This window comes from Sphingobacterium chuzhouense (assembly GCF_014692525.1).
GTDB classification, from domain to species: Bacteria; Bacteroidota; Bacteroidia; order Sphingobacteriales; family Sphingobacteriaceae; genus Sphingobacterium; species Sphingobacterium chuzhouense.
The window spans coordinates 931,504-945,825 of sequence record NZ_JACNYL010000002.1; the positions used below are offsets into that span (position 1 = coordinate 931,504).

The window sequence follows — 14,322 nt, forward strand, 5'->3', positions numbered from 1 at the left end:
TGCAACAAAATAGCGACCTGAATTTGCTATACCTTTCATGTAGCAGTACGTGATTATTAGCTGAAGAAATAAAAAGAAAAACAAGCTCTATGAAAACAAAAAGATATATCGTCACCCTGATCAGCATTGCACTGTTATTGTTGTGGATACCGGCAAGCTTAGATAAGCTAGTATATTTCCAAGCATTCAAAACCGGCATTCTTCGCCAACCGTTTTCGGATGCATTGGGTCAAATATTGATTTATACATTACCTCTTTTAGAGATCATAGCTGCCATATGTATAGCGAGTGGTAGGTTTCGGTTGGTGGGTTTTGGGCTGTCATCTCTATTGATGGCAGCCTTTACCGGCTACATCGGCATTGCCCTGCTGGGCGCTTGGGAGAAACTACCCTGCGGCTGTGGCTCGGTGATCAGCGGTATGAACTGGACACAACATTTCTGGTTTAACCTATTTTTTCTTGCCTCTAGCATTTGGGGCTATTATTTACAACGAGGTTTACATCGAAGCAGTGGCTCCGGGCTAGTCGCTGTAGAGGGCTTGTCGGCCAAAAGACAACATAAAAACATTTTTACTAACATTCTAAATTTTATCAGATGAAAAAATTCATCAAAAAAAATGCAATGGCTTTAGTGGCTTTAGCGATTGCAACAGGTAGTTACACGTTAATGTCATTTGGGTTGGAGAAAACCCAGACTTCGTTCTTCTACGAGTACACATCAAATTCTACTGATCAAGAAGATATTCAAAATATCAATAATTACGAGCGAGCAGAACCAGATTGTGAACCGGGAGAACATGTTTGTGGCGTAAATCTCCCCACCAATACAGGAGATGGGAATACACCTGTTCAGTCTGAATTCGATGCTGTAAGCAGTCAACTTTGGTCTTCAGAACAGGCAGGCGCACCAGCTAGTCCACAAATTTCCATGAAGGAATAGCAACAGGATACATTCCCCTCTCATTACCATGACGAGAGGGGAATGTATTACGGATTTTGTTCTATTCCGCTAAACAACACAGATTCCCTAAGTATTTTAAACACGTATCGGATACTCTCCGGCTCCAGGACTAGCATATCGTCATTAAGCCCTCTATATAGCACCGTTTTAAACTTATCTTCTTGGTTCAATCGTCTTAAATCTGACCAGCGCAAACAACGGAAAAGCAATTCCTTCCGTCTTTCCAACAGGATAATATCCAAGAGCGTCTCTTGCTCACGCACCGTCACTTCCGAAAAACTATTCTTATCCCAGCGGTTTTTCAGTAAAGTATTCAAATCTGCAAGAGCTTTATCGATCTCTCCAGCACGCGCGTTACATTCGGCCCTTATTAGATACATTTCGTTCGTAGCCAGCCCCACAAATTGTATTGCGGCACTCGCTCCCGAATAATGTCCCTTGAAACCGTTTGTTCCATCATCATTTTGTGTAAAGAACGCTTCCAGTCGTAAATCATGCTTATCATAAGCTTTGATCAAGAGCGTGTCCACCCTACCTCGTGCCCTATTCAATAAATTCGAAACGGAAGCCTGCACATCCAAAATTACTTCCTCATTCCGCGCAAGAAATGGAATATTCTGCGCTCTATTGATATTGTTATAGTCGATCAAAGTCGATTGTAACTGTAAACACGAGTCCGCATATAGCACCGCCTCATCATATTTCCCCATAGCGAGAAATATCCTGGCCAGCAAGCCATACCCAGAAGCTTTATTAGGTTGGTATTTGTTAGCATCTGTTAGTGCTAACGAAGGAATAGCGTTTTTTAGATCATCTACAATAAAATCATAAGTTTCCTTTATTGTAGCACGTTGAGGGATTTCATTAATATCTGCCGTCCTTTTCAACGGAATCCCAAGATCTGCCTCCGTCTTCCCACTCACATAAGGTTTACTGAACAGATTGGCGAGGGCATAGTGGTAAAAAGCTCGCCAAAATAAGGCTTGCGCATAAAGATTACTTTTCCGCTGTAAATCGTCGGTCTCTATATCGTCTAATGTCTCTATCATTATATTAGCCGAGAATATCGCCCGGTAGGGAGAAGACCAAAACGGTCCCACATCATCATTTGGTTCCCAGCGATAGGCTTGCCGCTCCCGCTCGGATGCACCATTCAGGTGTTCATCACTTACAAAAAAATTATCCGATGCAATTTCGGCGGCATACGGATATGCTGCATTGAGTTTACCATAATCTTTTGAGAGTAGCTCAACGTCCTCTATAGATGCAGGAGAAGCTATTTTTGCTGATGACTTTTCCGCCAAGAATTTCTCGCAAGAGGAGAATAGCAAAATCAGCATTACATGTAGTTTAATCGTATAGAATTTCATTATTATAAGCTTAGTTGAATACCCAATGAATAGTTTACAGGACGACGAAAACCAATTAGATTTTCCGGATCGACATCAAACGTATTTGCTTTCCATAGAAGAATGTTCATATTATTCACAAATACATAGCATGATAAGGACTGGATTGTAGAAGTGCTTTTGGTGCGTAACTGATATTGAAGCCGTAGCTCATTGAGCCGAATATGATCCGCCTTCTGCACATTAATTTCCGCATTTCTATAAAAATTATCTCGAAACGAATTGGCTGGATAGACCAGAGACGGCACGTTTGTATGAAGTTCATCACCGGGTTCCTTCCATCGATAAGCGTATTCTTCATTTCCGTTGGATTCGCCGTATTGAAAAAGTGTGCCGTAATTCAGTGTTTGATTTCGAAAGTAATGTCCGAATTTAAAGTTCAGTCCTGCCAGAAAACTCCAATTTTTCCATCTGAATGTATTTCGCCAAGAGCCAAAAAATGGAGGCAGTGAAGGCCCGTGCAACACCTGTTCTTCTATTGCGTTGGATCTCATCGCACGATAATCGTCGCTGATCTCTCCTTCCAGATAACCCCTAGGGTTGCCATTCTCCGGATCTAATCCCGCCCAGCGATAGCTTGCAATAAGATAAGGGTTATAACCTTCCAGCGGAAAGAGAATTTGTCCCGAAGTCGCCAACCCTTCTATTGACGGAGGATCCAGATTCTTGATGACTTTAAAGTCTGCATAACTGAATAATAATAGGCTATTCCAATTAAATTCTTGCTGTATTATATCAGCAGACAAACTTATATCCCATCCTTTTCCATCAATGGAAGCCGAATTCTTAGGTTGTATGGACATACCAGTTATAGGATCGAGCTTGGTCGAATTGAACAGATCAGTTGATCGTTTTTTATAATATTCAATGCTCCCCTGTAGTCTATTATTCGAGAATAGGCTGAAATCCATACCCAAATTAACAGTTTTAACCTCCTCCCATCTTAACGAAGGATTAGGCCCCATGGCTATCGTCGCAAAATTTTCATTGACCGGACTCCACGCCCCCGTATAATAGTCGATTTGCGTTAATGCCGTTGCATTTGACGGGATATTCCCACTATACCCATAAGTTGCTCTAACCGATAGTTTTTGTACCGTAGAAAGCTGAAAAAACCCTTCTTTTGATAGATGCCATAAACCACCTACAGACCATAAAGGATTCCATTTTTGATTTGTAGCAACACCAAATAAATTAGAAGCATCTTTTCGCATGCTTCCGGTTACGGTATATTTGTCATCATACGTATAGGCTGCATTACCGTAGGCTGAAATAAACCTGTTCACATACCGGTTTAAATTCACTCCAAAAGGAATATAGTTCCACCCAAATAAGTTATAAAGACTCGCGTACTGTGTCGTAGCGTCTATAGCTGTAAAAGTCAGCTTGTCCTGATCATAACCATACAATACATCCGTTGCCGATTCATTTTTTAGATCCCTTATTTCCGATCCTACGATAGCATTCACCTCATGTTTGCCAAAGCGCTGATTAAAATCTATCTGCGCCCTAATATTGTATGAGGAGCTGGCGTTCTGCGATGACTCATTTATTGCTCCCAAAGGAATAACATTATTAACGACACCATCATTAATCTGTGTAAACCTGTTCACCAAATTACGTGTATAATAGCTATCGCTATGATGCAAGTTAACCGACCTCCGGTCTCCAAATTGCTTCTGAAACTTTACGCTTCCCCTAAGTCCATATTTCCAATCGTAATCCATTCCCCAGTTGATCATGATATCTTTTGATTTTACGGAATTATCCGATAGGGCAAGTTCCTGTAGCGGGCGGTACTTCCAATCTAAGAGTTGTCCTTGTCCGGCCGTATCCGTAAAAAGACGGCGATAGTAAATTTCAAGTGGAAGCGGCTCTCCTAATGGGTCCACGAGTCTATCATAGCCAGAAATCCCACGAAAATCGCCATATCCACCCGGACTATTATTGGTGTTATTCTGAAAGGCCATCCATAGACCAAGCTGCATACTTATGTTATCGGAAATCTTGAGTGTGTTATTGGAGCGCAAATTAAACCGTTGAAGCGAATTTCCAGCCAACTGTTCTAGATTCTTATCATAGCCAGAAGACAATATAAAGTTTAGCCTATCCGTGCTTCCTGATATATTGACAGCATACTGCTGATTTCGGGATGCACGATATAAATGGTTTTGCATATCTTGCCGATAATCCTCCTGCTTTAAAGCTTGCAGCCGCCCTTCAAGATCAGCATCCGACAAGTCGCCCAATCTGTTTTTCTCCATCAACTCAGCTACGAGCGGAATCGACGGACGGTTTAACGCCGTAAACCGTGCTGAATAATATCCATTTTCATATAGCATCCTTTCCATGTCCACGTAATCTGATACACGCATATGATTTGCAGTAAATAGGTTTGGACGAGGTGCAACGGTGATGTTTGACAACACGTTGGTCGCTATACGTTGCCCTGTTTTCGCCGTTTTACTTTTAATGACTATGACACCGTTACCCGCCCTTGCTCCCCAGATGGAAGCTGCTGCTGCATCCCGTAATATAGAAATCGTTTCAATATCGTTTGGATTGAGGGCATCCAGATCTCCTTCATAGGGGAAATTATCCAAAATGACCAACGGCTTCATCGATTCATTCCCTAATGAAGAGACACCTCTAATCTGTATAGTGGGATTATCTGGATTTAAGTTATTGGTCAATAGCCCGTTTGTTAAGCCGTCTAACCTACTCAAAACGCTCGTACCCACCCGTTGGTTCCAGAGTGCACTGTCGATAGTAGCGTATGAGCCAGTTGCCCGCTCTTTCGGTATACTCTGAAAACCTGATTCGATAACAACCTCGTCTATCACTTTCGTTGATGGGTGCAGCTTTACCAGTAAAGGAAGCTCGGTCGCCTCATTAACTGGACATTTATATTCGTCATAATCTATATGGGAAAACACCAGCGTGTCCGTGGAATATCGGAGCAACAGGTAAAATTCGCCTGTACCGTCTGATTGAGATTTTGTTTTGCTCTTCACCAATCCCATATTAACCCCGTTAATGGCCTTCCCAGTCTTGCCATCGATCACCTCTCCCCAAATTCGTTTAATACCTGTCTGTGCCCGGCTTTCTACCGCTGACAACAGCAAAATACATATAGACAGGAGATTACCTAATATTTTAATTGCCATCGCTATAGCCTCCTTCCCCTTTCAACAACTGTTGCAAATTTTCGCTATTTAGATCCCTCTTTCCTGTAATGGCAAGCACAACCCCCGTACTATTTATCCAGATCAAACGCGGGTATACTTTCGGCCGAAAATAATCTACGATAACTTCATCTTTATAGATACTCGGAACACCGAAACGTTTCTGATCACTATCTCCTCTTTTCTCCATGATATATAGAATACGCGTCCTATCATCCTTACTGGAGGCAGGATTGAGCAGTAGAATTTGTAAATCATTTGCGTACTGGTTTTGAATGCTATCTAGCGAGGGGAAAGAATTGATGCAACTACTGCACCAGCTACTCCAAAAATCCAGTATAATAAGCTTCTTATCGCGGTAGTCGTTCAGTGTGATCGTATCCTTACCATCCGGGTGGTTTACCACCTGCAAAGGTAATTTCCACAATTCCTCCGGTATGGTATCCCCTATCTTGAGCGGTTTAATTTCGGTTTGCCCTTCGGCAGTCCGCGGTTCCGCGGACTGCGCCCAGGCGTCTGATAGATTAAACAACATGAAACAAAGCCATACCGCCATCAATGGTATGGCTTTGCTCCTCATTGGCTCTACCACTCTCCTACTTTTACTATACTGCTGATCTACACAAGAGGTACATGCGTTTAGTGGATCTTTAGTAGCTCTCCAGTACCTTTTTAGTACTTCTTTAGTACCTTTTCGGTACACTACCCGTACACTAACAGTACACTCGCGGTACACTAACCGTACATTCCTTGTGTCATTATTAGCTGTTTCTTGGGTGTTTGTTGTGTCATCCTTGGGTGATCCTTGTCTATAACCAGTTCTTAGACTGGGTCGTGGTTGGGTCAAGCTTAGGTCATCCTTAGCTGTTTCTTGGGTCAAACTAGGGTCAACCTTGGGTCGTTCTTGGGTGATCCTTAGGTCATTCTTAGGTTGGGCTTGGGTCGTTATTGGGTCGGACGCTTGTAGCGATTTTCGTGACGATATTACACAAAATAGTGCTTTTTTGGGAATGGTTTTTCGCTTTCTGGGAACACATATTGACTCTCCGTGAACCATTTTTGAGATTTGGATATCCCTTTTTTGCCAAACGGTGGTACGTTTTGCCGACATGGGAACACAAGTCGCGAAATAGGGACCACATTTTACCAATAGGGGATCACCAGTAGCAAAATACTGTTCACTTGTTATAAAAGTGTGATCACGTTCTCCTAAAATGGGATCACGTTTTTCCGATAAGGGAACACAAGTAGCTAGATACCGTTCACTTATTATAAACGTGCGATCACTTCTTCCTAAGATGGAATCACGTTTTCCCAATAAGGGAACACATTTAGCAAAAAAGGGAACACGTTTCTCCAAAATGTAATCACATCTTCTGAAAAAGGGAATACGTTTTGCCAATAAGGTATCACATAAAGATAAAAAGGGAACACCTATTTGTGTACTGTAGCACCTATTTAGTAAAAGGGGGACACCTCTCTTCAAAAAGGGATCACGTTTTTCCAATAAGGGAACACGAGTTAGAAACAGGTGACCCCATATCTTCAACTTGTGAACCCATTTTCTAAAAAAGGGCTTACAAAACGCTAAAAACAGTACCCAAATTTGGGGCGTATCGACAGGAACTGTTCCACGAGCTGCCGAAGGTACTATAAAGGGGCACTCCTCCTTCCAGTCCATTTTTGAGGGCATGGCGAGCCCATTAGCATAAAATTGCTGCATGTTTTAATCGGTTTTATGATTAATACTAACTTGATAATCAAAAGAACCGACCTCCTCTCCTTCCGAAAAAAGAGAAATATGCGCAAAATCATTTTGCAGGATTGGAAAGTAAACGCTATTTTTATTGTGCGACGAATTAAAATGCCATTACTGACCGAAGAAACCATGCAAACAATCGTGCATATTTTGTTTAGAGGTCGGTATAGCAGAAAACATAGGGTGAAATGTGTCCCTTGTGGGACGACCGGGCAAAGTAGCCTCATTTGCGTTTGCAGGCGTGCCTTGCCCCCCTTCACCTTTTGCGATCTGCTTATGGCTTTTTATTCTGGTGATTTAATAACGTTCTTTAAGGATTGTTTACGGGATTGGTGAAGCGGCACCTCTTTGAGATGGCTTTGGGTAATCGCGCTGTGGTTTAAAATCGTTCTTTTCATAATATTTTGGTTTATGATGAACGATGTTCTACTCGTGAAACTTGGAGGAACGTCTATTAACGAAATAATAGAGCGAACTACACTGCTTCCGACCGATGGTACCGCCAGGAACCTCTTCTATTCCTACACGAGGATTAGAATTTTCCACCGAAAGACTAACGTGAAGTCCGCCCTATTGAATAATACAAAGTTATAAATATTCAATAGAATGGCGAACCCACGGTCTTCTCGCTGGATAAACTGGCGGTTTTTCGGACGAGAGAGACATCGTTTATGACACACATTTATGAGTATGTCAATTAAGTCGTCACTTTATTTAACAACACAAATATACAGATAGTTACGCGAAAAATGAATCCATAATATACTTTTTATTTCAACAAATTGTAATTCAGCTATTTATAATGAAATTTGAGAGATTTATTAAACAAATTAATGTAAATTATAAAGAAAAAATATCGGCAGCTAATTTACCGAAGAAAGTTCTAGATAAACTTGATTCAACACTTAGTAAGGATATAACAACCATCCGAGGTTTGGATTTTTATCATATAGTGGCTGCGATATCGCAAAATTTCGAAAATGATACAGCTACTGCATTTGAAGAATACTTCAAAAAAAAGAAATCAAAAGATGATGTAGAAGCTACCGAGATTGACAATAATTACAAGGCCTTCATAAAGCAATTTGTAGTTTTACAGCAAGATGTAGCCCAAGATGCAAAAATAGAAGATATACGACTGAGCCGAATTCTCAATCGTGAGATCTCGGATTTCTTGGCATGGGAAGTATATGCAATAGCCGTTTCAAGAAGTAAAAACATAAAAATTGCTTTTGAACAGCTATATAAAGAATAAATTTAGGGTGTCGCATTTTGCGACACCTAAGATAAAATAACCCAACTAAATTACAAAATTATACTTCTTCTGGGGTGTATTTAATTTGGTTAGATAATGGCTGGCTTGCAGCAAGCCATGTATGATCAGGATAATAGTATAAAAAAATGAATATCTTAGAAGGGAGTTACAATTCATTGGTTCAATGAATCGAAAACACTAATTAGTCTTACAATTTAATTAATATAATGACACCGTATACACCTATTGAATTTCTAATAACAGCGTGCAATTGCCCCCTTTGCGGAGCATTTTCAGAACAAGAATGGAGTGTAGGAACTAAAGTGAAGTATCATGACAATCGATATGGACTAGGGGTTCTTGAACATCTAGCTTTCTCTATGTGTTCACATTGCAGACAACACACGATATGGTTAAATGAGAAAATGATTTATCCATTCAGTGGTGTTGCTCCTCTCCCAAATATGGACATGCCGGAAGATATTATTGAGGATTTTCAAGAAGCCCGAAACATTGTAGAACTATCCCCTCGAGGTGCCGTTGCCCTATTACGATTGATTATACAAAAACTATGCATACATCTAGGAGAGAAAGGTGACAATATAAACAGTGATATATCTAACTTAGTGAAAAAAGGTCTACCTGAAAAAATGCAAAAGGCATTAGATAGCGTTAGAGTAGTAGGTAACAATGCAGTACATCCAGGGAAAATAGATTTGAAAGATGATAGGGAAACTGCATATAAATTGTTCCACTTCGTAAATATAATCGCAGAGTTACTAATCTCTCAACCAAAACAAATAGACGAATTTTATAATTTCAAGATTCCAGAAAAGTCACGCGAAGCAATCAAAGAAAGAGATAAATAAAATTAACAGAATAGTAACAAATCTACATTATTATTACATGGCAATATTTGACCTATACTCGGAACGACGAAAAAGACTCAGACGCGAAGTACCGGAAGTATATACATATGACAAAATACCCTCAAGCCTAAGAGTTCAAATAACGCAAATATGGGATGATGCTTTTGGAATTGATGACCACTAATGTAATAAAACAGAACAATCTTTTAGATACATTCATAAAATATTATGTCGGGAATATGGATTCTACTACCTTTTCAGGCATAATCTAAGTAATAAGAGTAACGTAGCTAGCTTCTTTTTGAATAATGATTGTAATCTTACCCTAGCTAGTAGCTACACCCAAAACTAAAGAATTCCAATCACACAGACATCACATCTAAAGACTACTTAGATATGATGTCTGGGATTCCCAATTTTAAAAATTAGGTATAAAATACTGCGGACTGAAATACGATAAAATCTATCCTGAATTCCTTTTGTAGACTTTGTAATAACATACTACCCCTACAATTGCGATGAGGACTATTCCAAGAGCAATAAAAGTCGCTATTTTTTTTTCTCCATCATTAACAATATTTTCATAAACCGTTGGGAAGTCGGAAAGAATCGAAATGATACCAAATGCGGCGATAAATAACAAAACAACGTTAATCAAATTCGTTTCTTTTTCTTTCGCTTGACTTTCTATCAACTCAATCTTAGATTTCACCGACTTTAACTCCGAATCTATCTGCAGGGCTTCTCTTATTTTAGAATGTAATAGATTTGGTAAAAAATTATAGGATATATGTGTAATATTATACTTTCTCAGAAAGCTGTATAGTTTGTGATCGTGAGGCTTTCCTTCAACATTACCCAAATTGGAATTCGCTTTAAAAAGATAGAATTTCGAATATAGATTAAAAATAAATATCTTAAAATAGGAATCGCTAAGTGTCTTTCTAGTAGAATCAATCAAATATTTTTCCTTTCCTATAATAACAAATGAATCAAAAAGCGCCAATGCCGACCAATTACTAAAAACAGATATCTTCTTTGAAACTATATAATCAAAGTACTCTGAGGAAGGTGAATACAAGTTCTTATTTTTTTTTGATGTTGAGTATTCGGTAAAAGTACCAAGTTCAAATAATGCTTCATCAATAGTATAACCTTTATTAAATTCAGTCAGCTCAACAGCGATAAATGCCTTAAGTTTCGATCCGCTATAATTGTATAACTCAGATTTTTCATCTATTTTAATTATGTTCTTTGTTACCGGATTATTCTCGCATCTCAACATATTTAATTCAATAAATTCCCGTATTGAAAAAGCTCGTCTCCCCACAGCGACTTTCGCATCTAAATTTCGAAACCTACCGAATATTTGAATAAACTCTTTAAAAGAAAGCGACTCAACAGAGCGAACACTAAAGCTATATATACCAAGCCCTATCTCATCATCAAAAAACGATAATTTAATATTTTCAACCTCCACTTGAAATTCATTTCCTGCGTCAACAGAAACACTGTAGGAGTTTGGAGAACAAATCTCTAGATAATCTTCAGGACAGTCGTTTAAAACAAACTTCCTGAACACTTTATAATATTGGCTCTGAATTATATTTACAACGAACTTTTCCTTTTTAGTTTGATAGTAACCTGTTCTTTTTTGAATATCTCTTTTCTGGCTTTTAGTATAAGAAAATAAACCAGAAAAGGTCACAACACTGTTGTTAACAGCTGGACCAACATCAGGAGATCTTAGTTTAAAAAACTGTTTTAATGATTTTATCCACTCCATTAATTAAATCGTCTAGATCATCCTTATTCGATTCTCTTTCTCCATAGTGAAGCTGTTTAATTAAAACTTTAGCCTCCGAATACCATTCTTGATATACCAACTTAAAATTCGGCAAATTCTTCTTGATTTCCTCATACATATCTCCATAACTACCTCTGTAAGCCTTCTCAGCTTCGATCGGTGTTGTTTCAAAATGCATAGACATCATCAATCTCTTTCCTATTTTACAGAGTTTATCTATATCTTCTTTATACTTATCTATATTTCTCATTATGCAGATTCTAATTGTTCCATTTCGGCATAGTGGTCACTATCTTGCTCTTTAATGATTCTAAACACTTCATCAACTATATTATTTCCTTCGGCAAGTAAATTGTCTATAGACGTCGTATCTATATCGTATCCGTCCACATGGGAATACTTATTTATAAATCGATATACTTTTTCAGTAAGAATTCTATCCTGATGTCCAGCCTCTAAAAGATCTTTAAAACTATTTCTCCCTTTTGGAAACTTGAAAGACAAGAACGACTCTAACACTTTTCTAGATAAGTTTGCCACTAGACACGCTGAAGCGAGATCAAGTGTAGAATCAGATCTATGCTCTCTAAGTTTCAAATAAATAAAATGGTATTCAGACCCATACTTTATTAAGGAATCATGACAATTCTTAATTATAGAAATACGTGGGAGTTCGCGACCAGATTCAATGCTATAAAAGCTTGCTTTGACTTTTGCTTTATCTACGTTTTTACGCACAAGCCAGTCACGAACTAATTTAAAATATTGAAAATTGTGAGTAAGTATAAAGGCTTGTTTTGCCTTCTCACATATATCTCTTAAACAAGCGAAGGAATGATACAGATGATTTGAATCAAAGCTCGAGATTGGATCATCTATAACAAGGATGCTATCCTTAATCTCATTTCCATTCTCTTTCAATTTAGCAATAAAATATGTAAACGCAATTGCTGTCTTTTCCCCTTCACTTAAGTTTGTCGCATGCTTTTTTTCTGCACCACGATATATTTTAAATCCTTTCTCTTTACTATCATATGCTAAAGTAATCTCCGCTCTACCTAAAAACTTATGAAGATTAACATTAAATTCATCTGCTGCCAAAGCAGCATCAGACAAAATAGCTTCCAAGTCACTAAATTCTAGCATAAGCAAATCCAATACTTTTTTTTCCGCATCAAGAAGCTGGGTTTCCGACCTAATTCTATCTAATACATCGAAATAACCCTTCTGCGAAACGCTTTCTGCCACATAATGCAACTCTAATTGAGATTTAGCTATTTTTAATTGCTCATCAAAGCTTTCAACTTTATCATTATGCTTTCTTATTAACTCTTTTAAAGAATTAAGAGATTGATTGAATTTTTGAACTTTACCTCCTAAATCAATTTGATCGGCAAAATCATTGAAAAACGGGTTATCTGCTTTCCTCTGTAAGTTGTTTAGCCATTCTTCAGCACCCAATTTCAATGCCTCAAAATCCACCTTTACTTCTTCAACATAAGAAGTATAATCGATACACAATTCTTCAAAAAGAAGCCCTTTATCATGAAAAAATAAATCAGGAAAAAGGCCTGTTAACCAGTTAATAGCACTATTAATTTTTGAGACAGTATCTAAGTAAAGATCACTGAAATGGAGATTCAATTCCTTTAATCTTACAGCGGATATCATCTCTCCACAATACTCACAATTAGTACTTTCATGAGCCTTATGTATTTGGACGCCCAACTTAACCCACTCATTAATATCTCTATTATTGTTCAGTCTATCAATAGAAGTATCAATCAATGCTATATTCAATAATTGATTGATTTTTATTCTCGCTTGATCAATTTTATCAACATCAATCAAGGTATACGAATCTTCAATAATAGACTTTTCTATTGGCTTTACTTTTTTATGTAAAAGTATTAGATCTTCTGAAGACAGTACTGATTCTGGGGCTAATATTTTCGATCGCTTATTATCAATAAAGTTCCTCAACTTCCTCTTGTCATAACTAACAAAATAACTATCACCTGTATCGATTACCTGAAAAGACTGCTTGATTGACTTTGCTTCAGCTGTTAAAAATGCTTCAACTTCTTTATTGCTATTATTTAATTTCTCGGTAGCAGCTTGTACTTTCCGGTTTTGCTCCGGTATTTTTTTATCTTTAAGAAGCATATACTGGTTTCTCTCTTCAATCTTTGATTCTGAAATGACTACTATGCTTTTTGCTCCATTTTTGTTCCAATCAATATTATTATTTATAAACTCTTGGTTGAAAACATACAGTTTAAATGGGAGTGAAGAGTTGGATTTATGAGTAACCTTCCTATCTGCAAGTTGAATTTCATATTCACCACTTTGAAAATCCGTGAGGAAATTTTCACGCTCTACAGAATTTAAGAAACGTGAAATGGTAGTCTTACCGCTACCGTTCCATCCGTAAAATAAATTGAATTTTTTAAAGTCTGACAAACTAGAATCTGCCGTAAAGTTTTCAAATATTCCTACGTTCTTTAGCTTAGCTATTTTTTGTATCATAATTGACTAGTAAAAGGAATAAATGATATTATATGATTATTTTAACACTCAATCCTGAGTTTACTTCCGGCATCAGCTTTGGCTCAACACCTACAGAAGATCTCAGATCATCCAATAAATCTTGAGCGGATATCTTATTGCCAATCTTTGCCTCAGATTCTGGTCTCGACCAGCTTGATTCTCTAGCTCTATATATTTCTACTTCACTGATGTCATTGGCAATAGCATGGGCACAAACTGCTCTTATATAATACCGATTAAATTCGCTTTGGCATAGTAGCGATGATGCATTGGAAGGCATTTTCACGGGCTTACCTTGCCTTAGATATGTAGGATTAAAGTGTGTTGCTAAGTCTACAAGTGCTTCAAAGGCTTCTTCGTCGCTGTTTGTGACAGAATCGATTAGAAAACTAGCATAGTTTTCTTTGCCTGTGTTGTTTAAACGTTCGCTAACATAAAAGTTATCAGTTTCAATGTCGGCATTGATTTCGGATAACATGAGTGACCTTACATTTTGGTCAAGATTTAAAAAATTGAATTTAGCCATA

General features: G+C 38.0%; 11 protein-coding genes. 4 read left to right on the plus strand and 7 right to left on the minus strand.

Translation table 11 applies throughout. The features are described from left to right. Window positions 1-89 precede the first annotated feature (89 nt). The gene (locus H8B21_RS10410) at window positions 90-599 is read left to right on the plus strand and encodes a MauE/DoxX family redox-associated membrane protein (protein ID WP_190313682.1); all 510 of its coding nucleotides are present in this window, start codon (window positions 90-92) and stop codon (window positions 597-599) included. A gap of 23 nt (window positions 600-622) precedes the next feature. Beyond that, window positions 623-940 (plus strand): hypothetical protein, encoded by a 318-nt coding sequence (locus H8B21_RS10415; protein ID WP_190313683.1) that lies wholly within the window; start codon window positions 623-625, stop codon window positions 938-940. Between the two features lie 47 nt (window positions 941-987). Here H8B21_RS10415 and H8B21_RS10420 read toward each other — a convergent pair whose 3' ends face one another. Genes H8B21_RS10420 through H8B21_RS10430 form a run of 3 tightly spaced genes read right to left on the minus strand, consistent with a single transcriptional unit; the run spans window position 988 to window position 7,278 of the window. Next, a complete protein-coding gene (locus tag H8B21_RS10420; protein WP_190313684.1) occupies window positions 988-2,331 on the minus strand; it encodes a RagB/SusD family nutrient uptake outer membrane protein in 1,344 nt (447 codons plus the stop codon). 2 nt (window positions 2,332-2,333) lie between these two features. After that, window positions 2,334-5,537, minus strand: a complete 3,204-nt coding sequence (locus H8B21_RS10425; protein ID WP_190313685.1) for a SusC/RagA family TonB-linked outer membrane protein — start codon at window positions 5,535-5,537, stop codon at window positions 2,334-2,336. Further along, complete coding sequence (locus H8B21_RS10430; protein WP_190313686.1) at window positions 5,527-7,278, minus strand: TlpA family protein disulfide reductase; 1,752 nt, start codon at window positions 7,276-7,278, stop codon at window positions 5,527-5,529. The genes H8B21_RS10425 and H8B21_RS10430 overlap by 11 nt, the downstream gene beginning before the upstream one ends. A gap of 838 nt (window positions 7,279-8,116) precedes the next feature. Here H8B21_RS10430 and H8B21_RS10435 point away from each other — a divergent pair. Together H8B21_RS10435 and H8B21_RS10440 are read left to right on the plus strand one after the other, a co-directional pair. Beyond that, on the plus strand, window positions 8,117-8,569 hold the full coding sequence (locus H8B21_RS10435; protein WP_190313687.1) for a hypothetical protein: 453 nt from the start codon (window positions 8,117-8,119) through the stop codon (window positions 8,567-8,569). Window positions 8,570-8,994: 425 nt separating this feature from the next. Beyond that, complete coding sequence (locus tag H8B21_RS10440; protein ID WP_223814959.1) at window positions 8,995-9,438, plus strand: DUF4145 domain-containing protein; 444 nt, start codon at window positions 8,995-8,997, stop codon at window positions 9,436-9,438. Between the two features lie 463 nt (window positions 9,439-9,901). Here the strand turns inward: H8B21_RS10440 and H8B21_RS10445 are convergent, their stop codons facing one another. The 4 genes from H8B21_RS10445 to H8B21_RS10460 are packed head-to-tail and all read right to left on the minus strand — an operon-like array spanning window position 9,902 to window position 14,321. Next, complete coding sequence (locus tag H8B21_RS10445) at window positions 9,902-11,224, minus strand: hypothetical protein (RefSeq protein ID WP_190313689.1); 1,323 nt, start codon at window positions 11,222-11,224, stop codon at window positions 9,902-9,904. After that, a complete protein-coding gene (locus tag H8B21_RS10450; protein WP_190313690.1) occupies window positions 11,190-11,495 on the minus strand; it encodes a hypothetical protein in 306 nt (101 codons plus the stop codon). Before H8B21_RS10450 ends, H8B21_RS10445 begins: the two co-directional genes overlap by 35 nt. Continuing rightward, window positions 11,495-13,774, minus strand: coding sequence for an AAA family ATPase (locus H8B21_RS10455; RefSeq protein WP_190313691.1), 2,280 nt, complete (start codon window positions 13,772-13,774; stop codon window positions 11,495-11,497). Before H8B21_RS10455 ends, H8B21_RS10450 begins: the two co-directional genes overlap by 1 nt. A gap of 28 nt (window positions 13,775-13,802) precedes the next feature. After that, entirely contained in the window at window positions 13,803-14,321 is a 519-nt protein-coding gene (locus H8B21_RS10460; protein ID WP_190313692.1) for a hypothetical protein, read from the minus strand. Window position 14,322: the final 1 nt, after the last annotated feature.